Genomic DNA, 23,648 nt, shown 5'->3' with positions numbered 1-23,648 from the left:
TGCAGCCCAATCGTTCTTGACCGAACTCTTACTTGTCCAGCCCGTTCACAAGGCGTTGTGCAAGTGCAACAACATCGATCATGAGCGGATACGGCGGGACGTGTCCCGTGGCGTCCCGAAGGTTCCCGCGCGGTGCCCGCATGCCGACCTGATTGGAACCGGGGGCCGGTCATCCGCGAGGATGGGGGGTATGACCGCCCAGATTCTCGATGGCAAGGCCACCGCAGCCGCGATCAAGTCCGAACTGACCGCCCGCGTGGCGGCGCTGAAGGAGAGGGGTGTCACACCCGGTCTCGGCACCGTCCTGGTCGGTGACGATCCAGGCAGCCAGAAGTACGTCGCCGGCAAGCACCGCGACTGCGCCCAGGTCGGCATCGCCTCCATCCAGCGCGAACTGCCGGCCACGGCCACGCAGGAGGAGATCGAGGCGGTCGTCCGCGAGTTGAACGAGGACCCGGCCTGCACCGGCTACATCGTCCAGCTGCCGCTGCCCAGGGGCATCGACGAGAACCGCATCCTCGAACTGATGGATCCGGACAAGGACGCGGACGGCCTGCACCCGATGAACCTGGGCCGCCTCGTCCTGAACGAGCCGGCGCCGCTGCCCTGCACCCCCAACGGCATCCTCACCCTCCTGCGCCGCTACGGCGTCGAGATCAAGGGCGCCGAGGTCGTGGTCGTCGGCCGCGGCGTCACCATCGGCCGCCCCATGCCGCTGCTGCTCACCCGGCGCAGCGAGAACGCCACCGTCACCCAGTGCCACACCGGCACCCGTGACCTGGCCGCCCACCTCAAGCGGGCGGACATCGTCATCGCCGCGGCCGGCTCCCCGCACCTGGTCCGCCCCGAGGACGTCAAGCCGGGCGCGGCCGTCCTCGACGTCGGCGTCTCCCGCAACGCCGAGGGCAAGATCATGGGCGACGTGCACCCCGGCGTGGCCGAGGTGGCCGCCTGGATCTCCCCGAACCCCGGCGGTGTCGGCCCCATGACCCGGGCCCAGCTGCTCGTCAACATGGTGGAGGCGGCGGAGCGCAGTGCCGGCTGAGGACACCGACGCCGAGCGTCCGGAGAACGCCGAGCGTCCGCAGAACGCGGAGCCCGGGCAGCGCCCGGGTGGCCGAGAGGCTCCGGACGCCCGCACGAACCCCGCTCCCGACGAGCGCCCCGACCCGTCCGGCACCGCCGACGGCATCACCGTCCGCGACCCGGTCAGCGCGCCGGACGCGGAGGGCAGGCCCCGCCGGACGACCCGGCGGTTCCCGCTCTTCACCCGCGACACCGCCCGCCCCGAGGGCGGCGGCCGGGCCGCGGGCGGCGACGCCCCGGCGCCCGCCCGGCAGTGGCCGGTGCTCACGGTGGTGCTGCTGGTCGGGCTCGGCCTGCTGCTGACCGCCCTCGGCGTCTTCCGCTGGGGGACGCTGCTGATCGGCGCCGCGCTGCTCGCGGGCGGCGCGCTGCGCTGGGTGCTGCCCGACGTCGGCATGCTCGCCGTGCGCTCGCGCTTCACGGACATCGCGACCTACGGAGTCTTCGGGCTCTCCATCGCCCTGCTGGCGCTGATGGCCCAGCCGAACCCGGTGCTGGAGATCCCGTTCCTCAAGGACACGCTCCACTTCACGGTCAGCTAGCGGTGCGAACGACGGCCCGTCCTCACCCCCGTGGAAGGACGGGCCGCCGTCGGCACCAACCCTCCTGCACGGTGAACGCCCTGTTCAACGCCTGGCAGGGCGCTGTGGCACGGAAGTGACCGTTCCGCTACTCGGCTACGCGACGTGTTCTCGGGGGTTCCGTTCCGGTCACGGGAACGCCGATGGGACACTGGACCACGGGTCGGTGGGCGTGCGACGGTGCACGCTCGCGGCCTCTGTGCTCCTGTGCGCCCCCACCCCGGGAACTGGGATCCTGACCGGGCGCATCCCTGTGGGTAGCCAGAACCAGGTACCGCGCGGGGGACGCCGCGCGCGGGGACCAGCGGGGGAACGACCAGCACGCCACCGGGGGAAGAGGGGGAAGCAGTGCCTCGTTGGAAGGCCTTGCCGGATGAACTCGATCCGCAGATCAGGGAGTTCACCAGTCAGCTGCGCCGGCTCGTGGACCGCAGCGACCTGAGTGTCGCGTCGGTGGCCGACGCCACGGGCTACAGCAAGACGTCCTGGGAGCGCTATCTGAACGGCCGGCTGCTGGCCCCGAAGGGTGCCGTCGTGGCCCTGGCCGAGGTGACCGGGACCAACCCCGTCCACCTCACCACCATGTGGGAGCTGGCCGAGCGCGCCTGGAGCCGCTCGGAGATGCGCCACGACATGACCATGGAGGCCATCCGGATCTCCCAGGCCCGCGCCGCGCTCGGCGAACTGGGCACGCCGGCGGCCAAGTCGGGCAACGCCGGGTCCAAGCGGGGCAACGACGGCCGGAACGGCAAGGGGAGCCGGTCCGGCCGTCACGGTGGCGGCGCCGCCACCGGGGTCGCCGGACCGGCGGGTGTGTCGCCCACACTGCCGCCCACGGTCCCGGCCCAGCCGACGGCCGCGGACAGCCCCGACTCGGCGCTCGGCGCGGTCCGGGACGGCGGTGGACCCGGTACCGCTCCGGTCCCGTCCTCCGGCGGAGCGACCGACGGCAACTCCTGGGGCCTCGCCGGATACCGGGGCCCCGCGCCGACCGGCGACCGCGCGTCCCGCCCCGGGCCCCGGACCGGCACCGGTACCGGGGACACGGCGCCGCCGACCGCACCCGCCGCGCCGTACGGCACCGGGCCCGCCGCGTCCTACGGCACCGCGCCCGCCGCGCCGTACGGCACCGGCACCGGCGTCGGGTCCGGCAACGGCACCGGCCCTTCGGGCGCGTACGGCGAGCCCCCGCACGGCGACCCCCGCCCGTCCGGCCGGCCCCCGGGCGGCGGGAAGAAGCGGATGACCACCCTGGTCGCGGGCGTCGTCGGCGTCCTCGTCGTGATCGCGGGCGCCTTCTTCCTCCTGAGAGACGGCGGCGACAAGAAGGACGAGGGCACCAAACCCTCCCCGTCGCCCACCGTGAGCAGCGAACCCGAGCTGCCGCCGGGCGTGAAGTGCGCCGGCGACGCCTGCACCGGCAAGGACCCCGAGGTCATGGGCTGCGGCGGCGACCTGGTGGCCACCGGCGCGACCACCGTCGTCGGCACCGCCGCCGTCGAGGTCCGGTACAGCAAGGTCTGCGGCGCCGCGTGGGCCCGGGTCACCCAGGCCGGGCAGGGCGACGAGGTCCAGGTGAGCGCCGGCGGGGCGAACGAGCAGCGGGCGACGGTCGGCAACACCGTCGCGTACACCATGATGGTCGCCGTGAAATCCGCGGCCGACGCCACCGCCTGCGCGACGCTGGCCTCGGGGCAGCAGGGCTGCACGAACTAGCGCGCGAGGGGGCGGCAGCGGGCCGACGAAGAAAAGTCGGCCCGCACAGGAATGCTCAGCGGCGTGCCGGGCACGCGAAAAGTACCCCCACGGGAGTCCGGCAACGGTATCCCCGAACGGCGGTCGCCTTCGTCCCCCCTCTCCCGGACAGGCGGCCGCCTTTTACTCGTGGCCGGTCGTGTCCGGCTCCGTGCCCCGGTCCGCGCGCACGGGTGACCGGGCGGCGGCCCTGTGGGCCGGGCCACACCGACCCGGACGTGCCGGACACCACGGGCGCGATAGCCTGACGGCTGGATCGATCTCTTGATACCAAGAGATCGATCAAACGCCCGGGGCCGGGACGCCCCACCGCCAGCTGTCATACGGAGAACGCCATGACTCGCACTCCCGTGAACGTCACCGTCACCGGCGCGGCCGGCCAGATCGGTTACGCCCTGCTCTTCCGCATCGCCTCCGGCCAGCTGCTCGGCGCGGACGTGCCGGTCAAGCTGCGCCTCCTGGAGATCACCCCGGCGCTCAAGGCCGCCGAGGGCACCGCGATGGAGCTGGACGACTGCGCGTTCCCGCTCCTCCAGGGCATCGAGATCACCGACGACCCGAACGTCGCCTTCGACGGCGCCAACGTCGCCCTCCTCGTCGGCGCCCGCCCCCGCACCAAGGGCATGGAGCGCGGCGACCTCCTGGAGGCCAACGGCGGCATCTTCAAGCCGCAGGGCAAGGCCATCAACGACCACGCCGCGGACGACATCAAGGTCCTCGTCGTCGGCAACCCGGCCAACACCAACGCCCTGATCGCCCAGGCCGCCGCCCCGGACGTACCGGCCGAGCGCTTCACCGCGATGACCCGCCTCGACCACAACCGCGCGCTGACCCAGCTCGCGAAGAAGACGGGCTCGACGGTCGCCGACATCAAGCGCCTGACCATCTGGGGCAACCACTCCGCCACCCAGTACCCGGACATCTTCCACGCCACGATCGCCGGCAAGAACGCCGCCGAGACCGTCAACGACGAGAAGTGGCTGGCCGACGAGTTCATCCCCACCGTCGCCAAGCGCGGCGCCGCCATCATCGAGGCCCGCGGTGCCTCCTCGGCCGCCTCCGCCGCCAACGCCGCCATCGACCACGTGCACACGTGGGTCAACGGCACCGCCGACGGCGACTGGACCTCCATGGGCATCCCGTCGGACGGCTCCTACGGCGTCCCGGAGGGCCTCATCTCCTCCTTCCCGGTCACCACGAAGAACGGCTCGTACGAGATCGTCCAGGGCCTGGACATCAACGAGTTCTCCCGCGCCCGCATCGACGCCTCCGTCAAGGAGCTGTCGGAGGAGCGCGAGGCGGTCCGCGGTCTCGGCCTCATCTGAGCCCGCCCCCCAGCCCCGCACGGGCCCCGTTCCGGTCGCACACCGGGACGGGGCCCGTGCCCGTTTCCGCGCCCCGCTATGTCCCGTCCGCCCCTTTGCTCCGTGATGCGCCACACGTTCGGCCACCGATTCGGCATGCATACGGGGCAGTGGGGCAGGGGCTCACGGTCCCCGAGAGTGACACATGGGTGACACAGGGGGATCGATCAGGAACGGAAGGCAACACCGACCATGGCGAACAGAACGGAAACCCGGACCGAGCGGGCCCACCGGACCATCCACGCGGGCGGCGAGTGGCTCGCGGCGTCCTCCGGCGCCACCCGCGAGATCCTCGATCCCGCGGACGCCCTGCCGTTCGCCGTGGTCGCGGAGGGCGACGAGAAGGACACCGACCTCGCGGTGGCCGCCGCCCGGCGCGCCTTCGACACCGGAGAATGGCCGCACACCCCGGTCGCCGGACGCGCCGCCCTGCTGCGCCGCGTCGCCGACCTCCTCGTGCGCGACCGCGAGGAACTCGGCCTCCTGGAGAGCCGCGACGCGGGCAAGACCGTCGAGGAGGGGCGCGTCGACATCGACTGCGTCGCCGACGCCTTCCGCTACTTCGCCGACCTGGTGGCCGGGGAGGCCCCCGGCCGGGTCGTCGACGCGGGCACGCCCGACGTCCACAGCGTCGTCGTACACGAACCGGTCGGCGTCTGCGCGATGATCACGCCCTGGAACTACCCGCTGCTCCAGGCCAGTTGGAAGATCGCCCCGGCCCTCGCCGCCGGCAACACCTTCGTGATCAAGCCGAGCGAGATCACGCCGCTCACCACGGTCGCCCTGATCGACCTGCTCGTCGAGGCCGGCCTCCCCACCGGCGTCGCGAACATCGTCACCGGCCCCGGTCACACCGTCGGCGCCCGGCTCGCCGAGCACCCCGACGTCGACCTGGTCTCCTTCACCGGCGGCCTGATCAGCGGCACCAAGGTCGCCCAGGCCGCCGCCGTCACCGTCAAGAAGGTCGCCCTCGAACTCGGCGGCAAGAACCCCAACGTCGTCTTCGCCGACGCCTGCGAGACCGAGGAGGGCTTCGACACCGCCGTCGACCAGGCCCTCAACGCCGCCTTCATCCACAGCGGCCAGGTCTGCTCCGCGGGCGGCCGCCTCATCGTCGAGGAGTCCGTCCGCGAACGCTTCGTCGCCGAACTCGCCCGCCGTGCCGAGAAGATCCGCCTCGGCCGCGGCACCGAGGACGGCGTCGAGTGCGGCCCGCTCGTCTCCGCGCAGCAGCGCGCCAAGACCGAGGACTACGTCGCCTCCGCGCTCGCCGAGGGCGCCGTACTGCGCTGCGGCGGCAAGCGCCCCGAGCCGTCGCCCCAGCGGCCCGAGAGCGGCTACTTCTACGAGCCGACCGTCCTCGACCACTGCCACCGCGAGATGCGGGTGGTACGGGAGGAGGTCTTCGGACCGGTCCTCACCGTCGAGACCTTCCGTACCGAGGACGAGGCCGTAGCCCTCGCCAACGACACCGAGTACGGTCTGGCCGGTGCCGTCTGGACCGCCGACGCGGGACGGGCCCGCCGGGTCGCGGGCCGGCTGCGGCACGGCACCGTGTGGATCAACGACTTCCACCCCTACCTGCCGCAGGCGGAGTGGGGCGGCTTCGGCAAGAGCGGCGTCGGCCGCGAACTCGGCCCCGCGGGCCTGGCCGAGTACCGCGAGAGCAAGCACGTCTACCAGAACCTCGCGCCGAAGCCCGTCCGCTGGTTCGCCGGCTGACCACTCCCGTCTCCGTACGTCCCCGCACCATCCGCTCGCCCCACTGGAGTACCCCCGTGCCAGAAACCACTCATGTCTACGACTACGTCGTCATCGGCGGCGGCACCGCGGGATCGGTGATCGCCTCCCGCCTCACCGAGAACCCGGACGTCACCGTCGCCGTCATCGAGGGCGGCCCCAGTGACGTCGGCCGCGACGACGTGCTCACCCTGCGCCGCTGGATGGGCCTGCTCGGCGGCGAACTGGACTACGACTACCCCACCACCGAGCAGCCGCGCGGCAACTCGCACATCCGGCACAGCCGCGCCCGCGTCCTCGGCGGCTGCTCCTCGCACAACACCCTCATCGCCTTCAAGCCGCTGCCGTCCGACTGGGACGAGTGGGAGGCGGCCGGCGCCAAGGGCTGGGGCGCGGTGCAGATGGAGGCGTACTTCGCCCGGCTGAAGAACAACATCGTCCCGGTCGACGAGAAGGACCGGAACGCCATCGCCCGCGACTTCGTCGAATCCGCGCAGAAGACGCTGGACGTCCCCCGGGTCGAGGGCTTCAACAAGAAGCCGTTCAACGACGGTGTCGGCTTCTTCGACCTCGCCTACCACCCGGAGAACAACAAGCGCTCGTCGGCGTCGGTGGCGTACCTGCACCCCGTGATGGACGAGCGCGCCAACCTCACGCTGATGCTGGAGACCTGGGCGTACCGGCTCGAACTCGACGGCACCCGCGCCGAGGGCGTCCACGTCCGCACCAAGGACGGCGAGGAGATCCTCGTCAAGGCACGCAACGAGGTGGTCCTCAGCGCCGGCGCCGTCGACTCCCCGCGTCTGCTGCTGCACTCCGGCATCGGCCCGAAGGACCAGTTGGAGGCCCTCGGCATACCCGTGGCGCTCGACCTGCCCGGCGTCGGCGAGAACCTGCTCGACCACCCCGAGTCGGTGATCGTGTGGGAGACCGACGGACCCATCCCGGACAACTCCGCGATGGACTCCGACGCCGGTCTGTTCGTGCGCCGCGACCCCGAACACGCGGGCCCCGACCTGATGTTCCACTTCTACCAGATCCCGTTCACGGACAACCCGGAGCGCCTCGGCTACGAGCGCCCCGAGTTCGGCGTCTCCATGACCCCGAACATCCCCAAGCCGAAGTCCCGCGGCCGCCTCTACCTCACCAGCGCCGACCCGTCCGTGAAGCCCGCCCTGGACTTCCGCTACTTCACCGACGAGGACGACTACGACGGCCGCACCCTCGTCGACGGCATCCGCATCGCCCGCGAGATCGCCGAGTCCCAGCCGCTGGCCGGGTGGCTCAAGCGCGAGGTCTGCCCCGGCCCGGACGTCACCGGCGACGAGGAGCTGAGCGAGTACGCCCGCAAGGTCGCCCACACCGTCTACCACCCGGCCGGCACCTGCCGCATGGGCGCCGCCACCGACGAGCAGGCCGTCGTCGACCCCGAGCTGCGCGTCCGCGGCCTGACGGGCCTGCGCATCGCCGACGCCTCCGTCTTCCCGACCATGCCCGCCGTCAACCCGATGATCGGCGTCCTCATGGTCGGCGAGCGCGCCGTCGAGCTGATCGGCGGTGACGCCCGATGAGCAAGGCATCCCACACCACCGCCGCCGCCACCGACACCGTGGCCGAGCGGCCGCCGGTCTTCTCCGTGGACGGCCTGTGGAAGGTCTTCGGACCCAAGGCCGCCCGGGTCCCCGCCGACCCCGACCTCGCCGCCCTGAGCCCGGCCGAGCTGCGCTCCCGCACCGGCTGCACCGCCGCCGTCGCGGACGTCTCCTTCGACGTGCGCAAGGGCGAGGTCTTCGTCGTCATGGGCCTGTCCGGCTCCGGCAAGTCCACCCTCGTACGCTGCCTGACCCGCCTCATCGAGCCGACGGCCGGGTCCATCGCCATCGACGGCGAGGACGTCCGCGCGATGGACAAGTCCCGGCTGCGCGCACTGCGGCGCCACCGTGCCGCCATGGTCTTCCAGCACTTCGGCCTGCTCCCGCACCGCACGGTCCTGGACAACGTGGCCTACGGCCTGGAGGTCCAGGGCATGGGCCGCGCCGAGCGCCGCGAACGCGCCGCCGCGATCGTCGCCAAGGTCGGCCTGGAGGGCCTGGAGCACCGCCGCCCCGGCCAGCTCTCCGGCGGCCAGCGCCAGCGCGTCGGCCTCGCCCGCGCCCTCGCCGTCGACCCCGAGGTGCTGCTCTTCGACGAGCCGTTCAGCGCGCTGGACCCGCTGATCCGGCGGGACATGCAGGAGGAGGTCGTCCGGCTGCACCGCGAGGAGGGCCGCACGATGGTCTTCATCACCCACGACCTCCAGGAAGCCCTCAAGCTCGGCGACCGCATCGCCCTGATGCGCGACGGCCGGGTGGTGCAGCTCGGCACCCCGGAGGAGATCGTCGGCTCGCCCGCCGACGACTACGTCCGCGAGTTCGTCCGCGACGTCCCGCGCGAACAGGTCCTCACCGTCCGCACGGCGATGCGCCCCGCCGGCTCCTCCGACGAGGCGGGCACGGGCCCGGCGATCCGTCCGGACGCCACGGTCTCGGAGGCCATCGAGGCGGTGGCACGAGCGGCTTCCCCGGCCCGCGTCATGGACGAGGGCCGCTGCCTGGGCGTGGTGGACGCGACCGACCTGCTGTCGGTGGTAGCAGGCACAACCGACCCAGCTGCGGGCAGTCGTGCCGCTGGGGCGGCACGGGTGGGCGATGGGGGTCCCCCCGCGCGAGCGAAGCCGAGCGTGGGGGAGGCAACCGGCGAGCGCCGTGAGCCGACCACCCCGCCCGCCACCACCGAGGAGCCGGTCTGATGGCAACCCTCACGGCAACAGCCCGAAAGCCCGCCCCGCCGGGCATCCTCACCAGCAGAGCCGTCCGCAAGCTCCTGATCCTCGCCCTCGCGGCAGCGGTCCTCACCCCCATAGCCATCACGCAGTGGCCCGGCACCCCCTGGCCCTCCGCCCTCACCGTCGACGTCTCCGAACCCCTCGGCAAGGCCAGCGACTGGATCATCGACAACCGGGACAGCCACCCGCTGTTCCTCTACTTCTTCGGCCACGTCAGCAACGTCGTCGTCATCGCCGTACGCGCCGTGTACCTCGCCCTCCTCGCCGTCGGCTGGGCCGGGGTCACCGCGATCGGCGCCCTGGTCGCCTGGCGGGTGGCCGGCGTGAAGCTGGCGGCAGGCACCGCCGCCGCGTTCCTGGCCTGCGGCCTGCTCGGCATGTGGGTGCCGACGATGCAGACCCTCGCCCTGATGGTCGTCGCCGTCCTGGCGTCGGTCGTCGTCGGCGCCCTGCTGGGCCTCGCCGCGGGCCTCTCCGACCGGATGGACCGCGTCCTGCGCCCGGTGCTCGACACCATGCAGGTGCTGCCCGCCTTCGCCTACCTCCTCCCCGTCGTCCTGGTCTTCGGCATCGGCGTCCCCGCCGCCGTCCTGGCCACCGTCGTCTACGCCGCCCCGCCCATGGCCCGGCTCACCTCGCTGGGCCTGCGCGGCGCGGACAAGGAGGTCCTGGAGGCCGTCGAGTCCCTCGGCACCACCGCCCGCCAGCGGCTGCTGACCGCCCGCGTCCCGCTGGCCCGCAAGGAACTCCTCCTCGGCCTCAACCAGACGATCATGATGGCGCTGTCCATGGCCGTCATCGCCTCCGTCATCGGCGCCGGCGGCCTCGGCGACCGCGTGTACCAGGCGCTCGCCTCGGTCGACGTCGGCGCGGCCCTCGCGGCCGGCATCCCGATCGTGCTGCTCGCCGTCGTCCTGGACCGCGTGACCGGCGCGGCGGGGGAGCGGCTGGGCGAGGCCGGGAAGTCCCCGGTGACCTGGCTGTACGCGCTGGTCGTCGCCGCGGCCGTCGCGCTCGCCGGACGCCTGGCCGGCCTCCTCGACTGGCCCGACGGGTGGGAGGTGGACATCGCCGAGCCCGTCAACCGGGCCGTCGACTGGATGACCGCCCACCTGTACTCCGGCGTCCCGGTCGTCGGCGGTACCGCCGACTGGGCCGCGCACTTCACCAGCTGGGTCCTCAACCCGCTGCGCGACGGCCTCCAGTGGCTGCCCTGGTGGTCCGTCCTCCTGATCGTCGCCGCCCTGGCCTGGCTGATCGGCACCTGGCGCACCGCGCTCACCGCCGTCCTCGCGATGGCCGCGATCGGCGTGCTCGGCGTGTGGGACCCGTCCCTGGACACGCTCTCGCAGGTGCTCGCCGCCGTCGCCGTGACCCTGGTCGTCGGCTTCGCCACCGGCATCGCCGCCGCCCGCAGCGACCGCTTCGAACGCCTGCTGCGGCCCGTCCTCGACGTCTTCCAGACCATGCCGCAGTTCGTGTACCTGATCCCGGTCGTCGCCCTGTTCGGCGTGGGCCGCGCGCCCGCCGTGGCCGCCGCGGTCGTCTACGCCCTCCCGGCCGTCGTACGCATCACCACCCAGGGGCTGCGCCAGGTCGACCCGGCCGCCCTGGAGTCGGCCCGCTCGCTCGGCGCCACCAGCGGCCAGCAACTGCGCCAGGTCCAGCTCCCGCTGGCCCGCCCGGCCCTGCTGCTCGCCGTCAACCAGGGCGTCGTCCTGGTCCTCGCCGTCGTCATCATCGGCGGCCTGGTCGGCGGTGGCGCGCTCGGCTACCAGGTCGTCTTCGGCCTGGCCCAGGGCGACCTGGCGACCGGCCTGGTCGCGGGCGCCGCGATCGTCTGCCTCGGCCTGATGCTCGACCGGGTCACCCAGCCCACCGAACGCCGTACGACCAAGAAGGGGGCCTGACATGCGACTGCGTACGACCTCCGCGCTCGCGGGCGTGGCCGCGCTGACCCTGCTGACCGGCTGCGGCGCCGCCGACATGACCAAGCAGGCGTCCCCGTTCGCCAACGCCCAGGGCGCCAGGACCGTCACCCTGTCCGTGCAGTCCTGGGTCGGCGCCCAGGCCAACGTGGCCGTCGCCCAGTACCTGCTGGAGCACGAGCTGGGCTACCGCGTCGACACCGTCCAGGTCGACGAGGTCCCCGCCTGGGACGCGCTCAGCCAGGGCCGCGTCGACGCCATCCTGGAGGACTGGGGCCACCCCGAGCAGGAACAGCGCTACGTCCAGGACAAGAAGACCATCGCCGCCGGCGGCGACCTCGGCGTCACCGGCCACATCGGCTGGTTCGTCCCGACGTACTTCGCCAAGAAGCACCCGGACGTGACCAACTGGAAGAACCTCAACAAGTACGCCGACCTGCTGCGCACCGCGGAGAGCGGCGGCAAGGGCCAGCTCCTGGACGGCTCCCCGTCCTACGTCACCAACGACAAGGCCCTGGTGAAGAATCTGAATTTGGACTACCAGGTCGTCTTCGCCGGCTCCGAGGCCGCCCAGATCACCCAGATGCAGCAGTTCGCCAAGGAGAAGAAGCCCTTCCTCAGCTACTGGTACACCCCCCAGTGGCTGATGGAGAAGATCCCGATGACCGAGGTGAAGCTGCCGCCGTACAAGGAGGGCTGCGACGCCGACCCGGCCAAGGTCGACTGCGCCTACCCCGTCACCCCGCTGCAGAAGTACCTCAACGCCGGTTTCGCGAAGGACGGCGGCAAGGCGGCCGCGTTCCTGAAGAACTTCACGTGGACGACCGAGGACCAGAACCAGGTCTCCCTGATGATCGCCGAGCAGAAGATGCGGCCCGAGGAGGCGGCGAAGAAGTGGGTGGACGGCCACGAGTCCGTCTGGAAGAAGTGGCTGCCCTGACCCTCATCGCCCCGGCCGGGCCGCGAGCCGTTCCGCGTGCTCCCGCACCGCCTGCTCGGCCTGCCGCTGGAGCCCCGGCCCGAAGGTGATCCGGGTGGCCCCGAGTCCGCCGAGTTCGGCGGGCGAGGGGCCCTGGCCGGGACGCGCGACCACGTTCACCGGCCCCTGGATGCCGGCCCGCAGCAGCGGCAGTACGGCGACGGGGGCGGCGATGGGGTACACGCAGTCGGCGCCCGCGGCGACGTACGCCGCCGCCCGTCCAATCGCCGCCCCCGGGTCGTCGACACCCCGGACGAACGTGTCGATCCGGGCGTTCAGGAACAGCCGGTCACCGGCCTCCTCCCGCACCTCGGCCAGCCACTCGGCGTGCTCCGCCGGGTCCTTGAGCCCCTCGCGGGTGGAGTCCTCCAGGTTGCAGCCGACGACGCCCGCCTCCAGGAGCCGCTCCACCAGCTCCTTCGGCGCCAGCCCGTACCCGCCCTCGACGTCGGCCGACACGGGTACGTCCACGGCGCGCACGATCCGCGCGACGGCCGCGAACATCTCGTCGGCCGGGGTCCGCCCGTCCTCGTACCCGAGCGAGGCCGCCACCCCGGCGCTCGGTGTCGCGAGCGCCGGGAACCCGGCCTCCGCGAACACCCGGGCGCTCGCCGCGTCCCAGGGGCCCGGCAGGACGAGGGGATCGTCCGGGACCCGGCCGTGGTGCAGAGCGCGGAATACGGCGACGTCACTCACGGTGTGTAACCCCCCGGTGGGACCCTGCGGCCGACCATCAGCCGGTTCCAGCTGTTGATGGCGGTGATCAGCCCGATCAGATGGGCCAGTTCACCGTCGCCGAAGTGTACGGCGGCCTCCTCGTACACCGCGTCGGGCACGAAGCCCTCGGTCAGGACGGTCATCGCCTCGGTCAGCGCCAGCGCGGCCCGCTCCCGCCTGTCGTACAGGTCCTCCGCCTCTTCCCAGGCGGCGAGCAGACCGAGGCGTCCCTCGTCCACCCCGTTCCTGCGGGCCAGGGTGAGGTGCATGTCCAGGCAGAACGCGCAGTGGTTGAGCTGCGAGGCCCGGATCATCACCAGCTCGGCGAGGACGGGGTCGCCGAGGCCTTTCTTGGCGGCCGCGCTCAGCGCGGACAGCGCCTGCCCGACCTCCCGGTCCAGGAGCTGGGTGCGCGCCGCGCTCACGCGGGCCGGCCGGGCGTGTAGTGACCCGGCGTCAGCCGGCAGGTCACCCCGAACCGGTTCCAGGCGTTGATCGTCGTGATCGCGGCGATCAGCTGCGCCAGCTCCGGCTCGTCGAAGTGCTCGGCGGCCTTCTCGTACACCTCGTCCGGCACGAAACCGTCGGTCAGCACGGTGACCGCCTCGGTCAGCTCGATCGCCGCCAGCTCCTTCTCGGTGTAGAAGTGCCGCGACTCCTCCCAGGCCGCCAGCTGCACGATCCGCTCCACGCTCTCCCCGGCGGCGAGGGCGTCCTTGGTGTGCATGTCGAGGCAGAAGGCGCAGTGGTTGATCTGCGAGGCGCGGATCTTCACCAGCTCGTACAGCGCCGGGTCCAGCCCCCGCTTGGCGGCCGTCTCCAGCCGGATCATCGCCTTGTAGACCTCGGGCGCGTGCTGGGACCAGTTCAGCCGGACGGGCACCTCGGCGGCGCGATCCCGGGGCTTCGTGTCATCGCTGTGTGTCGTCATGCCTCGACCCTAGAAAGGAAGCAGCCCAGCGGTATGGTCCACTTCCATGGCGAGATCATGGGCCACTCTCGGCGTCGACCTGCACCTGGAACCCACCGGTCCCGGCCTGCGCCGCGGCCTCACCGACGCTCTGCGCGAGGCCGTCCGCACCGGCCGGCTGGGCCCCGGCACCCGGCTGCCCTCGTCCCGCGTCCTCGCCGCCGACCTCGGCATCGCCCGCAACACCGTCGCCGACGCCTACGCCGACCTCGTCGCCGAGGGCTGGCTCACCGCCCGTCAGGGCTCGGGCACCCGCGTCGCCGAACGCGTCGCCGCCCCGCCGTCCCGCACCTCGGCCCGGCACCCCGCGGGGCACGCCCGGCCCACCTACGACCTGCGCCCCGGCACCCCCGACCTCGCCTCCTTCCCGCGCACCGCGTGGCTCAGGGCCGCCCGCCGCGCCGTCACCTCCGCTCCCCACGACGCCCTCGGGTACGGCGACGGCCGCGGCCGTCCCGAGCTGCGCGCCGCGCTGGCCGGTTACCTCGCCCGCGCCCGGGGCGTGCGCGCCGACCCCGAGACGCTGCTGGTCTGCGGCGGCTTCGCGCACGGTCTCGTGCTGCTGGCCGGCGTGCTGCGGGCGCGCGGCGTGCACACCGTGGCCGTCGAGTCGTACGGCCTCCACGTCCACCGCGATCTGCTCACCCGAGCCGGCCTGCGGACCGTTCCGCTGCCCGTCGACGACCGCGGAGCGGACACCGGGGCGCTCACGGACGCGGGCGCCGTGCTGCTCACCCCCGCCCACCAGTTCCCGACCGGCGTCCCGCTGCACCCCGACCGCAGAGCGGCGGTGGTGGCCTGGGCGCACCGCACCGGCGGGCTGATCCTGGAGGACGACTACGACGGCGAGTTCCGCTACGACCGCCAGTCCGTCGGCGCCCTCCAGGGACTGGACCCCGACCGCGTCGTGTACCTGGGCACCGCCAGCAAGTCCCTCGCCCCCGGACTGCGCCTGGGCTGGATGGCGCTGCCGCCGTCCCTCGTCGGGGACGTCCTGGACGACCCGGCGAGCCGCACCCCGGGCGTGCTCGACCAGCTGACCCTCGCGCAGTTCCTCGACTCCGGCGACTACGACCGGCACGTGCGGTCCGCCCGCCTGCGCTACCGGCGCCGCCGCGACGCCCTGGTCGCCGCCCTCGCCGAGCGCGCCCCCGCGGTCCGGGTCAGCGGCATCGCCGCCGGACTGCACGCCGTCCTTCCGCTGCCGTCCGGCACCGAGCGGCAGGTCGCACGGGCCGCCGCCTGGCACGGGCTCGCGGTCCACGGCCTGTCCATGTTCCGGCACCCGGACGCGTCCCTCCCCCCGCTGGACGCCCTCGTCGTCGGCTACGGCACCCCGCCCGACCACGCCTGGGCGGGGGCACTGGACGCGCTGTGCCGGGCGCTGCCGTAAAGTCCACCGCGACGGGGGTCGTACACTCGACCGGCCCAACTGTCGTACAACCACACGGACAAGGCGCGGACAACGGGGGACAGGGACATGGCCAAGACCCGGCGACGGCTGCGGTCGAGCACCGTGGTGCTCGGCGGCATGGGAATGCTCGCGGCGGCCCTGAGCGCATGCGGTTCGGATCCCGACCGCCGCTGCGTGGACCGCGACAGCTACGACTACCTCAACGGCTACAAGGTCGTCGCCGACAAGAACTGCAAGTCCGGCTCGTCCGGCAAGGGCGGCAAGGGCGGCAAGAAGAAGACCGGCTCGTCGAAGTCCGTGGGCGACGCCGACTGGTACTACGACGCCGACGTCAGCAACGGCTGGGCCGACTCCGGCACCTTCAGCCGGTCCGAGGCCGTCGACCGGGGCGGCTTCGGCTGCTCGGGCTCCGGCAGCGGCGGCGGCTGAGGACGGGACCGTGGAACGCCGCAGCGCCGACCCCCGCCCCGGCTGGCAGCAGACCGTCGAGGAACAGGGGCTGATCTACCCCCTGACCCGCTACCCCGACGGCTCCCTGCGCCCCTACTGGGACGAAAGCGCCTACTACGTCTTCTCCCTGCCCGAGGTCGAGGCCCTGGAGGAGGTCGTCGAGGAGCTGCACCGCATGTGCCTCGCGGCCGCCGGGCACATCGTCGCCGAGGACCGCTTCGCCGACCTCGGCATCACCGACCCGCGCGTCGTCCGCGCGGTCACCGAGGCCTGGCACCGCCGCGCCGAACTCCCCTCCGTCTACGCCCGCTTCGACCTGCGCTACGACGGCACCGGCCCCGCCAAGCTCCTGGAGTACAACGCGGACACCCCGACCTCCCTCGTCGAGGCCGCGTCCCCGCAGTGGTTCTGGATGGAGGAGCGCTTCCCCGGCGCCGACCAGTGGAACAGCCTCCACGAGCGCCTCGTCGACGCCTGGAGGAAGCAGGCCGCGCTCCTGCCGCCCGGCAACCCGCTGTACTTCGCGCACTCCTCGGACGACGAACTCGGCGAGGACCTCATGACGGTCGCCTACCTCAAGGAGACCGCCGAGCAGGCGGGCCTGGAGACCGACTGGATCTCCATGGAGGAGATCGGCTGGGACCGCCTCTCCGGCCGCTTCGTCGACAACAGGCTGCGCTTCATCCGCAGCCTCTTCAAGCTCTACCCGTGGGAGTGGCTCACCACGGACCGCTTCGCCGGCCACGTCCTGGACACCCTCGACAACGGCGGCGGTACCGGCACCACCCTGTGGATCGAGCCCGCCTGGAAGATGCTGCTCAGCAACAAGGCGCTGCTGGCGATCCTGTGGGAGCTGTACCCCGGCCACCCGAACCTCCTCCCCGCCCACCTGGACGGCCCGCGCGACCTGGCCACCACGACCGGCTGGGTCGCCAAGCCCCTCCTGGGCCGCGAGGGCGCCGGCGTCACGGTCCACCCCCCGGGCACCGACCCCGCCCCCCGCCCCGAACCGTGCTGCTACCAGGAGCTGGCCCCCCTCCCCGACTTCGACGGCAACCGCGTCGTCCTGGGCGCCTGGGTGGTGGAGAACGAGTCGGCGGGCCTGGGCATCAGGGAGTCGACCGGCCTGATCACGGACGAGTACGCCCGCTTCCTGCCCCACGTGATCCTCTGACGCGGCTCAGGACGCGGGCGGGAAGACGAAGAAGCCGTTCACCTCGCCGCCCGGCCCGGCGTTGAACGCGCCGACCCAGCCGTATCCGGTCGACGGGTCGAAGCGGGGCACGAGACGGTCCGGGAGGTCCTTGGCCAGGACCTTCTTGGTGCGGGCATCCACGGCCAGCAGGGTTTCGGTCTCCACCGTCCTGCCGTACAGGACACCGCCGGTACCGGAGAACCACAGAGGCACCAGGGCGTGCTCGCCCGCGCCCTGGGACCACAGGGCCTTGCCGTCGGCGACCTGTACGACCGACGTCATGTCGTCGGTGAAGACTGCGGCCAGGTCACCCTGGGGGCTGAACTCCGGGTCCTCGCCGCCCTGGAAGGAGGAGACGGCCTCGGGACCGCCCGCCAGTTCGTACGTGGCAAAAACCCGGGTATCGGCCCAGGGGTTCAGGCGCCACGCGGTGAGTACTTCGCCGTCGGAGACCCGCAGCACGGACAGCTCACCGGTCCTCCCGTCGGCACCGACCGATACGCCCTTGGGCGGTGTCACCTCCGCGCTGTTCCAGACCTCCTTCCCGCTGGCCAGCTCGTAGAGGCTGATCCGCGAGGAGGCACCGGAGCTGTCGAAGCCGGGGTAATAGCCGTCGGTGATCAACGGAGCGAACAGGTTGTCGCCGCCGTCGGCGAGGACCGTCGCGGTGCTCGGCACGAACCCGCAGCCGCTCTCGAAGCCCTCGCAGGGGACGGTACGGGCCGTGCCGCCGTCGACGGGGGTGAGCCGGAGGGTGTCACCGCTCGTCTCGACCAGATGGCCCTCGGCGATGAAGCTCCGGCCGGCGCTCGGCCCCGAGTCCGAGGAGTCCTCCCCCTCCTCCCTCACCCGCTCGGGGAGCTCCGCCTTTCCGAGTGGGCCGCCCGCGCTGTCGTACAGGGCGGCGGTCGTGCTGGTCTTCGCCTTGGTCAGCCCGTCCGACTCAGTCGTCGTCGAGGTCGTGACCGCGACGGCCGGCCGGCCCCCGTGCCAGGTGGTGAGGGTGACCGAGTCGGTCTTCACCCGCAGCTCCTTGCGGACGGCACCGGTCTTGACGTCCCTGAACTCCAGGACGAGGTCCTCGGGCGTGTCCGAGCTGTACAGCCAGTGCGCCGGTCCGTCCTCGACGTCCGGCGTCTCGTCGGACACGTAGTCGCCCTGAGCGTCCTTGGCGAAGAGGAGCGTGTCGCCGAGGTCCAGCACCACGGGAATGCTCATCGGGCCCTCGACCGGGAGGCTCCAGGCCGCCTGCCGGGCGAGCCCCGGCAGTGCGGGCCCCTTGTAGGCGGGACCCTGCTCGGCCGCTCCACCGTCCGCCGGGGCCTCGGCCCTCTTGCCGCCCCCGCCACCTCCGTCGTCGCCGTCGGACGAGCTGCATCCGGCCAGCAGCCCCGCCGTCAGCACCAGACCCGCCAGCGCGGTCACCGTGTGCCGGACCGGCAGGGCGCGCCGTGCGCCGAGCCGTCCCCCGCCGACTGCCTTCTGGGCGTTCCCTACCCGCATGTGCCCGATCCCCCCATCGTCGAGCTGCTCCCCCCGGCGCACAGGACGACGCATGCTCCGTAGTCGTCGTTCGCGCCCAGCGGTTGATCGAAAACGCATGCTACAGAGTGCGGTTGCCGGAACGAGACGCTTTTCCCCCCTCCTGCCTTCTCGGTCGGTGGACGTCGACGCCTCGCGCCCGACGCGCCCGGTAGGCTGGTCGCGGGCCGTGACTGGCGCGCTGGGATGGGATGGACCATCGGGGAGCGGTCCCGGAGCAGACAGTGCCGTGCGCCTGGGCCGAACCGTGAACCGTGTACGCCCGCGAGCCACGCCATCCGGAGGCCGTCATGTCCGACCAGCAGCCCCTCTCCACCGAGTCCACCGCCTACCGAGCCGCGCTCGACGTCATCCGAGCCGTCGAACCCCGCGTGGCGGACGCCATCGGCCAGGAGGTCGCCGACCAGCGCGAGATGCTCAAGCTGATCGCCTCCGAGAACTACGCCTCCCCGGCCACGCTCCTGGCGATGGGCAACTGGTTCAGCGACAAGTACGCCGAGGGCACCATCGGCCGCCGCTTCTACGCCGGCTGCCGCAACGTCGACACCGTCGAGGCCCTGGCCGCCGAGCACGCCCGCGAGCTGTTCGGCGCCCGCCACGCCTACGTCCAGCCGCACTCCGGCATCGACGCCAACCTGGTCGCCTTCTGGGCCGTCCTCGGCGCCCGCGTCGAGGTGCCCTTCCTGGAGAAGACCGGTGCCCGCCAGGTCAACGACCTGACCGACGCCGACTGGGCCGAGCTGCGGCAGGCCTTCGGCAACCAGCGGATGCTCGGCATGTCCCTGGACGCCGGCGGCCACCTCACCCACGGCTTCCGCCCCAACATCTCCGGCAAGATGTTCGACCAGCGCTCCTACGGCACCGACCCGGCCACCGGCCTGATCGACTACGAGGCCCTGCGCGCCTCCGCCCGCGAGTTCAAGCCGCTGATCATCGTCGCGGGCTACTCCGCGTACCCCCGGCTGGTGAACTTCCGGATCATGCGCGAGATCGCCGACGAGGTCGGCGCGACCCTCATGGTCGACATGGCGCACTTCGCGGGCCTCGTCGCGGGCAAGGTGCTCACCGGCGACTTCGACCCGGTCCCGCACGCCCAGATCGTGACGACGACCACGCACAAGTCGCTGCGCGGCCCGCGCGGCGGCATGGTCCTGTGCGACGACTCCCTCAAGGACCAGGTCGACCGCGGCTGCCCGATGGTCCTCGGCGGCCCGCTCCCGCACGTCATGGCCGCCAAGGCCGTCGCCCTCGCCGAGGCCCGGCAGCCCGCGTTCCAGGACTACGCGCAGCGCATCGTCACCAACGCCCGCGCGCTCGCCGAGGGCCTGACCAAGCGGGGCGCCACCCTGGTCACCGGCGGCACCGACAACCACCTCAACCTGATCGACGTCGCGTCCTCCTACGGCCTCACCGGCCGCCAGGCCGAGGCCGCGCTCCTCGACTCCGGCATCGTCACCAACCGCAACGCCATCCCCGCCGACCCGAACGGCGCCTGGTACACCTCCGGCATCCGCATCGGCACCCCGGCGCTGACCACGCGCGGTCTCGGCACCGCGGAGATGGACGAGGTCGCGGGCCTGATCGACCGCGTGCTGACCACGACGGAGCCCGGCACCACCAAGTCCGGCGCCCCCTCCAAGGCCTCCCACGTCCTCGACGCGAAGGTCGCCGACGAGATCTCCCACCGCGCGACCGACCTGGTGGTCGGCTTCCCGCTGTACCCGGAGATCGACCTCGGCTGAGGCCCCGCCGGGCTCTAGAGGTCGATCAGCTCCTGACGCGGCTCCCCGCGCGGCGGTCCGGCACGGTACCGGTCCGCCGCGCGGCGTATCAGCAGCGTCCCCGCGACGCCCGCCCCGAGCCCGGCGGCGGCCCACCACACCCCGTCCGGCCCGCCGCCGCCCCCTCCGCCCGCGGCGCCGGTCCCGTCCTTCGCGAAGAAGCCCTCGTCGACCAGCCGGGCGTAGGTGTCCGGGGGCACCCGGTGCCAGCGGATGTCGTCGTCCACCACGTCCGGCGCCGGATCGGTGCGCACCCACGGCGTGCCGTCCCCGGCCAGGAACAGCTGGTCCTGCCGCAGCATCGCCACGTCCCCGCCCGGCGCCCGCTCCGTCTGCGGCCAGCCCCCGACGCCGGTCAGCCCCCACAGCACCGTGAACCGCACCGGGGGACGGCGGTCCCGCGTCCATTCCTCCGGGACCGGCTCGGTCTCCGAGCGCGACGGGTCGAGCAGGCTCCGCAGCCGGTCGAAGTCCCGCTCACCCGCGTGCCAGGACGTGGTGCGCCCCGTCCCGGCCCACACGACCACGGCCACGTCCGGCTCCTCCAGGGGCGCCGTACCGTCCGCCACCGCGGTCCCCGGCGCCCCCGCCCACAGCACCGCGGCGACCCCTACCCCCGCTCCCGCCCACCACCGCACGCCGCGCCCCCTCCCGTCCCCCTCTTGTTACACCCCCGGGCCCGGAATGGAGCCCCCTGGTGCCGAACCCGGGCCCGACCGCCCCGCGGAGCCTGAGAGAATGGGGAGCATGGCCAACGATCGTCCCCGCGTGCTCTCCGGTATCCAGCCGACCTCCGGCTCGTTCCACCTCGGCAACTACCTCGGCGCCGTCCGCCAGTGGGTCGACATGCAGACCACCCACGACGCGTTCTACATGGTCGTCGACCTGCACGCGGTCACGGTCCCGCAGGACCCCAAGGAGCTGCGCGAGAACACCCGCGTCGCCGTCGCCCAGCTCCTCGCGGCCGGCCTCGACCCGGACCGCTGCACCCTGTTCGTGCAGAGCCACGTCCCCGAGCACGCCCAGCTCGGCTGGCTGATGAACTGCATCACCGGCTTCGGCGAGGCCTCCCGGATGACGCAGTTCAAGGACAAGTCCGCCAAGCAGGGCAACGACCGCACCACCGTCGGCCTGTTCACGTATCCGATGCTGATGGTCGCCGACATCCTGCTCTACCAGGCCGACCAGGTCCCCGTCGGCGAGGACCAGCGCCAGCACCTGGAGCTGACCCGCGACCTCGCGGACCGCTTCAACCAGACCTACGGCGACGCCTTCACCGTCCCGAGCGCCTACATCCTCAAGGAGACGGCGAAGATCTACGACCTCCAGGACCCGACCGCCAAGATGAGCAAGTCGGCGGCCACCCCGAAGGGCCTGATCAACCTCCTGGACGAGCCGAAGGCCACCGCGAAGAAGGTGAAGAGCGCGGTCACGGACACCGACACCGTGATCCGCTTCGACCGCGAGCACAAGCCCGGCATCAGCAACCTGCTGACGATCTACTCCACCCTCACCGGCGCCGAGATCGCCGAGCTGGAGCGGAAGTACGAGGGCAAGGGCTACGGCGCGCTGAAGACGGACCTCGCCGACGTCGTCGTGGAGTTCGTCACCCCCTTCCGGGAGCGGACCCGGCAGTACCTGGACGACCCGGAGACGCTCGACGCGATCCTCGCCAAGGGCGCGGAGAAGGCCAGGAGCGTCGCCGCCGAGACCCTCGCCCGGGCGTACGACAAGGTGGGCTTCCTCCCCGCCAAGCACTGACCCGTGACGCCGCCGGGGGCACCGCCGCCCGCGGTACCCCCGGCACCGTCCGTGCGCCCCGGCACGCCGCCGTAGCGCTGCACATCACTCCGGTTGCGCCTGCCCACGGCACGGCGGTGGCCGTACAGTCGATATCCGGGTGTCCGTACACCGGCACACAACGAGCGACACAACGACAGGAGACGAAGTGGGGACCGTAACGATCGGCGTGTCGATCGCGGTCCCGGAGCCTCACGGCAGCAAGCTCCAGCAGCTGCGCGCGGGCTTCGGCGACGCCGCCGCTCACGGCATCCCCACGCACGTCACCCTGCTGCCGCCGACCGAGGTCGACGGCGCCGCGCTGCCCGCGATCGAGGCGCACCTGGCGGAGGTGGCGGCGCGCGGCCGGCCCTTCCCGATGCGGCTGTCCGGCACCGGGACCTTCCGCCCGCTCTCGCCGGTTGTCTACGTCCAGGTGGTCGAGGGCGCGGCGGCCTGCTCCTGGCTGCAGAAGCGGGTGCGCGACGCGTCCGGCCCGGTCCCCCGCGAACTGCAGTTCCCGTACCACCCGCACGTCACCGTGGCGCACGGCATCGAGGAGGCGGCGATGGACCGCGCCTACGAGGAGCTGTCCGACTACGAGGCCCAGTGGCCCTGCACCGGCTTCGCGCTGTACGAGCAGGGCGCCGACGCGGTCTGGCGCAAGCTGCGCGAGTTCCCCTTCGGCAGCGCCACGGTGCCCCCGCAGGCCGGACGCGTGGAGACCGGCTCCCTGCCCACCCGGTAGCCGCGCCTCACACCGGCAGCCGCCGGAACACGGTCCGCGGCAGGTGCCGCAGTGCCGACATCACCACCCGCAGCGCGCCCGGCACCCACACCGTCTCCGAGCGCCGCCGCAGCCCCAGCTCGATCGCCGTGGCGACCGCCTCGGGCGTCGTGGCGAGCGGCGCCTCCTCCAGCCCCTCCGTCATCCGCGACCGCACGAACCCGGGGCGTACGACCATGACGTGCACGCCCGTGCCGTGCAGCGCGTCGCCCAGGCCCTGCGCGAAGGCGTCCAGACCCGCCTTGCTGGAGCCGTAGATGAAGTTGGCGCGGCGGGCCCGCTCGCCGGCCACGGAGGAGAGCACCACCAGCGAGCCGTGCCCCTGCGCCTGGAGCGAACGGGCGGCGACCAGCCCGGCCGAGACCGCGCCGGTGTAGTTGGTCTGCGCGACCCGTACGGCGTTCAGCGGCTCGCGCTCGTCGTGCGCCTGGTCGCCCAGGATGCCGAAGGCCAGCAGCACCAGGTCGATGTCGCCCTCGGCGAACACCTTGCCGAGCGCCGCCTCGTGGGACTCGGGGTCCAGCGCGTCGAAGGCGACCGTGCGCACCTCCGCGCCGAGGCCGCGCACCTGCTCGGCGGCCGCGTCCAGGGCGGGCGAGGGGCGTCCGGCCAGCCACACCGTGCGGGTGCGGCGGGCCACCAGACGGCGCACGGTGGCGAGCGCGATCTCGGACGTACCGCCGAGGACGAGGAGGGACTGGGGGAGGCCGAAGGCGTCCTTCACGACTGGCTCCAGACATGTCGGTGGTGGCGGGG

Annotated in this window: 21 protein-coding genes and 1 riboswitch; of the genes, 15 read left to right on the top strand and 6 right to left on the bottom strand. The window is 72.7% G+C overall.

Annotated features, from left to right (window positions below; genetic code table 11):
• The first annotated feature begins 190 nt into the window (after positions 1 to 190).
• The 9 genes from ACZ56V_RS02835 to ACZ56V_RS02795 all read left to right on the top strand — a co-directional run bounded on the left by ACZ56V_RS02835 (position 191) and on the right by ACZ56V_RS02795 (position 12,218).
• The gene (locus ACZ56V_RS02835; protein WP_468938713.1) at positions 191 to 1,045 is read left to right on the top strand and encodes a bifunctional methylenetetrahydrofolate dehydrogenase/methenyltetrahydrofolate cyclohydrolase; all 855 of its coding nucleotides are present in this window, start codon (positions 191 to 193) and stop codon (positions 1,043 to 1,045) included.
• Positions 1,035 to 1,628 carry a DUF3017 domain-containing protein gene (locus tag ACZ56V_RS02830; protein WP_467380516.1) on the top strand — a complete coding sequence of 198 codons (594 nt, stop codon included), beginning with the start codon at positions 1,035 to 1,037 and terminating at the stop codon, positions 1,626 to 1,628. The genes ACZ56V_RS02835 and ACZ56V_RS02830 overlap by 11 nt, the downstream gene beginning before the upstream one ends.
• 405 nt (positions 1,629 to 2,033) lie before the next feature.
• Positions 2,034 to 3,383, top strand: a complete 1,350-nt coding sequence (locus ACZ56V_RS02825) for a helix-turn-helix domain-containing protein (RefSeq protein ID WP_468938709.1) — start codon at positions 2,034 to 2,036, stop codon at positions 3,381 to 3,383.
• A gap of 374 nt (positions 3,384 to 3,757) precedes the next feature.
• The gene (locus tag ACZ56V_RS02820) at positions 3,758 to 4,747 is read left to right on the top strand and encodes a malate dehydrogenase (protein ID WP_398912369.1); all 990 of its coding nucleotides are present in this window, start codon (positions 3,758 to 3,760) and stop codon (positions 4,745 to 4,747) included.
• A gap of 231 nt (positions 4,748 to 4,978) precedes the next feature.
• Entirely contained in the window at positions 4,979 to 6,508 is a 1,530-nt protein-coding gene (locus tag ACZ56V_RS02815) for an aldehyde dehydrogenase family protein (RefSeq protein WP_467380520.1), read from the top strand.
• Between the two features lie 56 nt (positions 6,509 to 6,564).
• Complete coding sequence (locus tag ACZ56V_RS02810) at positions 6,565 to 8,097, top strand: GMC family oxidoreductase (protein WP_467380522.1); 1,533 nt, start codon at positions 6,565 to 6,567, stop codon at positions 8,095 to 8,097.
• Positions 8,094 to 9,314, top strand: coding sequence for a quaternary amine ABC transporter ATP-binding protein (locus ACZ56V_RS02805; protein WP_468938703.1), 1,221 nt, complete (start codon positions 8,094 to 8,096; stop codon positions 9,312 to 9,314). The genes ACZ56V_RS02810 and ACZ56V_RS02805 overlap by 4 nt, the downstream gene beginning before the upstream one ends.
• Positions 9,314 to 11,260: an ABC transporter permease gene (locus ACZ56V_RS02800; protein ID WP_468938700.1), complete on the top strand. Its 1,947-nt coding sequence runs from the start codon at positions 9,314 to 9,316 to the stop codon at positions 11,258 to 11,260. The genes ACZ56V_RS02805 and ACZ56V_RS02800 overlap by 1 nt, the downstream gene beginning before the upstream one ends.
• Position 11,261: 1 nt before the next feature.
• Positions 11,262 to 12,218, top strand: coding sequence for an ABC transporter substrate-binding protein (locus tag ACZ56V_RS02795; protein ID WP_398912374.1), 957 nt, complete (start codon positions 11,262 to 11,264; stop codon positions 12,216 to 12,218).
• A gap of 3 nt (positions 12,219 to 12,221) precedes the next feature.
• On the opposite strand, the gene ACZ56V_RS02790 is transcribed toward ACZ56V_RS02795, so the two are convergent.
• From ACZ56V_RS02790 to ACZ56V_RS02780, 3 genes are read right to left on the bottom strand one after another with little or no spacing between them, the layout of a single operon-like run.
• Positions 12,222 to 12,953, bottom strand: coding sequence for an isocitrate lyase/PEP mutase family protein (locus ACZ56V_RS02790; RefSeq protein WP_468938696.1), 732 nt, complete (start codon positions 12,951 to 12,953; stop codon positions 12,222 to 12,224).
• Entirely contained in the window at positions 12,950 to 13,399 is a 450-nt protein-coding gene (locus ACZ56V_RS02785) for a carboxymuconolactone decarboxylase family protein (protein WP_398912376.1), read from the bottom strand. The genes ACZ56V_RS02790 and ACZ56V_RS02785 overlap by 4 nt, the downstream gene beginning before the upstream one ends.
• Positions 13,396 to 13,905, bottom strand: a complete 510-nt coding sequence (locus tag ACZ56V_RS02780) for a carboxymuconolactone decarboxylase family protein (RefSeq protein WP_468938692.1) — start codon at positions 13,903 to 13,905, stop codon at positions 13,396 to 13,398. The genes ACZ56V_RS02785 and ACZ56V_RS02780 overlap by 4 nt, the downstream gene beginning before the upstream one ends.
• Before the next feature lie 46 nt (positions 13,906 to 13,951).
• Here ACZ56V_RS02780 and pdxR point away from each other — a divergent pair, with 46 nt between their 5' ends.
• The 3 genes from pdxR to ACZ56V_RS02765 all read left to right on the top strand — a co-directional run bounded on the left by pdxR (position 13,952) and on the right by ACZ56V_RS02765 (position 16,982).
• On the top strand, positions 13,952 to 15,337 hold the full coding sequence (gene pdxR, locus ACZ56V_RS02775; protein ID WP_398912378.1) for a MocR-like pyridoxine biosynthesis transcription factor PdxR: 1,386 nt from the start codon (positions 13,952 to 13,954) through the stop codon (positions 15,335 to 15,337).
• Positions 15,338 to 15,424: 87 nt separating this feature from the next.
• Positions 15,425 to 15,787 carry a hypothetical protein gene (locus tag ACZ56V_RS02770; protein ID WP_468938689.1) on the top strand — a complete coding sequence of 121 codons (363 nt, stop codon included), beginning with the start codon at positions 15,425 to 15,427 and terminating at the stop codon, positions 15,785 to 15,787.
• A 10-nt stretch (positions 15,788 to 15,797) separates the two neighbouring features.
• Positions 15,798 to 16,982 (top strand): glutathionylspermidine synthase family protein, encoded by a 1,185-nt coding sequence (locus ACZ56V_RS02765; RefSeq protein WP_468938686.1) that lies wholly within the window; start codon positions 15,798 to 15,800, stop codon positions 16,980 to 16,982.
• A gap of 6 nt (positions 16,983 to 16,988) precedes the next feature.
• On the opposite strand, the gene ACZ56V_RS02760 is transcribed toward ACZ56V_RS02765, so the two are convergent.
• On the bottom strand, positions 16,989 to 18,506 hold the full coding sequence (locus tag ACZ56V_RS02760; RefSeq protein ID WP_468938684.1) for a hypothetical protein: 1,518 nt from the start codon (positions 18,504 to 18,506) through the stop codon (positions 16,989 to 16,991).
• A 198-nt stretch (positions 18,507 to 18,704) separates the two neighbouring features.
• Positions 18,705 to 18,793, top strand: a riboswitch (ZMP/ZTP riboswitch).
• A 42-nt stretch (positions 18,794 to 18,835) separates the two neighbouring features.
• Here ACZ56V_RS02760 and ACZ56V_RS02755 point away from each other — a divergent pair.
• Positions 18,836 to 20,287 (top strand): glycine hydroxymethyltransferase, encoded by a 1,452-nt coding sequence (locus ACZ56V_RS02755; RefSeq protein ID WP_468938681.1) that lies wholly within the window; start codon positions 18,836 to 18,838, stop codon positions 20,285 to 20,287.
• A 14-nt stretch (positions 20,288 to 20,301) separates the two neighbouring features.
• On the opposite strand, the gene ACZ56V_RS02750 is transcribed toward ACZ56V_RS02755, so the two are convergent.
• The gene (locus ACZ56V_RS02750; RefSeq protein WP_468938678.1) at positions 20,302 to 20,964 is read right to left on the bottom strand and encodes a hypothetical protein; all 663 of its coding nucleotides are present in this window, start codon (positions 20,962 to 20,964) and stop codon (positions 20,302 to 20,304) included.
• Positions 20,965 to 21,073: 109 nt separating this feature from the next.
• Between ACZ56V_RS02750 and trpS the strand changes: the two genes are divergently transcribed.
• Positions 21,074 to 22,087 (top strand): tryptophan--tRNA ligase, encoded by a 1,014-nt coding sequence (trpS, locus tag ACZ56V_RS02745; RefSeq protein ID WP_356370752.1) that lies wholly within the window; start codon positions 21,074 to 21,076, stop codon positions 22,085 to 22,087.
• Positions 22,088 to 22,274: 187 nt separating this feature from the next.
• Positions 22,275 to 22,853, top strand: a complete 579-nt coding sequence (locus ACZ56V_RS02740; RefSeq protein ID WP_104634958.1) for a 2'-5' RNA ligase family protein — start codon at positions 22,275 to 22,277, stop codon at positions 22,851 to 22,853.
• 7 nt (positions 22,854 to 22,860) lie between these two features.
• On the opposite strand, the gene ACZ56V_RS02735 is transcribed toward ACZ56V_RS02740, so the two are convergent.
• The gene (locus ACZ56V_RS02735; RefSeq protein WP_398912385.1) at positions 22,861 to 23,616 is read right to left on the bottom strand and encodes a decaprenylphospho-beta-D-erythro-pentofuranosid-2-ulose 2-reductase; all 756 of its coding nucleotides are present in this window, start codon (positions 23,614 to 23,616) and stop codon (positions 22,861 to 22,863) included.
• Positions 23,617 to 23,648 lie beyond the last annotated feature (32 nt).

Source organism: Streptomyces sp. NPDC034099 (genome assembly GCF_055575415.1).
This window is presented reverse-complemented; position numbering and strand designations above follow the sequence as displayed.

What these genes read in the sequence shown, in the direction of transcription:
- ACZ56V_RS02815 (WP_467380520.1), top strand. Translation starts at nt 4,979, where the DNA reads ATGGCGAACAGAACGGAAACCCGGACCGAGCGGGCCCACCGGACCATC.
- ACZ56V_RS02820 (WP_398912369.1), top strand. Translation starts at nt 3,758, where the DNA reads ATGACTCGCACTCCCGTGAACGTCACCGTCACCGGCGCGGCCGGCCAG.
- ACZ56V_RS02800 (WP_468938700.1), top strand. Translation starts at nt 9,314, where the DNA reads ATGGCAACCCTCACGGCAACAGCCCGAAAGCCCGCCCCGCCGGGCATC.
- ACZ56V_RS02760 (WP_468938684.1), bottom strand. Translation starts at nt 18,506, where the DNA reads ATGCGGGTAGGGAACGCCCAGAAGGCAGTCGGCGGGGGACGGCTCGGC.
- ACZ56V_RS02805 (WP_468938703.1), top strand. Translation starts at nt 8,094, where the DNA reads ATGAGCAAGGCATCCCACACCACCGCCGCCGCCACCGACACCGTGGCC.
- ACZ56V_RS02780 (WP_468938692.1), bottom strand. Translation starts at nt 13,905, where the DNA reads ATGACGACACACAGCGATGACACGAAGCCCCGGGATCGCGCCGCCGAG.
- ACZ56V_RS02835 (WP_468938713.1), top strand. Translation starts at nt 191, where the DNA reads ATGACCGCCCAGATTCTCGATGGCAAGGCCACCGCAGCCGCGATCAAG.
- trpS (WP_356370752.1), top strand. Translation starts at nt 21,074, where the DNA reads ATGGCCAACGATCGTCCCCGCGTGCTCTCCGGTATCCAGCCGACCTCC.
- ACZ56V_RS02795 (WP_398912374.1), top strand. Translation starts at nt 11,262, where the DNA reads ATGCGACTGCGTACGACCTCCGCGCTCGCGGGCGTGGCCGCGCTGACC.
- ACZ56V_RS02755 (WP_468938681.1), top strand. Translation starts at nt 18,836, where the DNA reads ATGTCCGACCAGCAGCCCCTCTCCACCGAGTCCACCGCCTACCGAGCC.
- pdxR (WP_398912378.1), top strand. Translation starts at nt 13,952, where the DNA reads ATGGCGAGATCATGGGCCACTCTCGGCGTCGACCTGCACCTGGAACCC.
- ACZ56V_RS02770 (WP_468938689.1), top strand. Translation starts at nt 15,425, where the DNA reads ATGGCCAAGACCCGGCGACGGCTGCGGTCGAGCACCGTGGTGCTCGGC.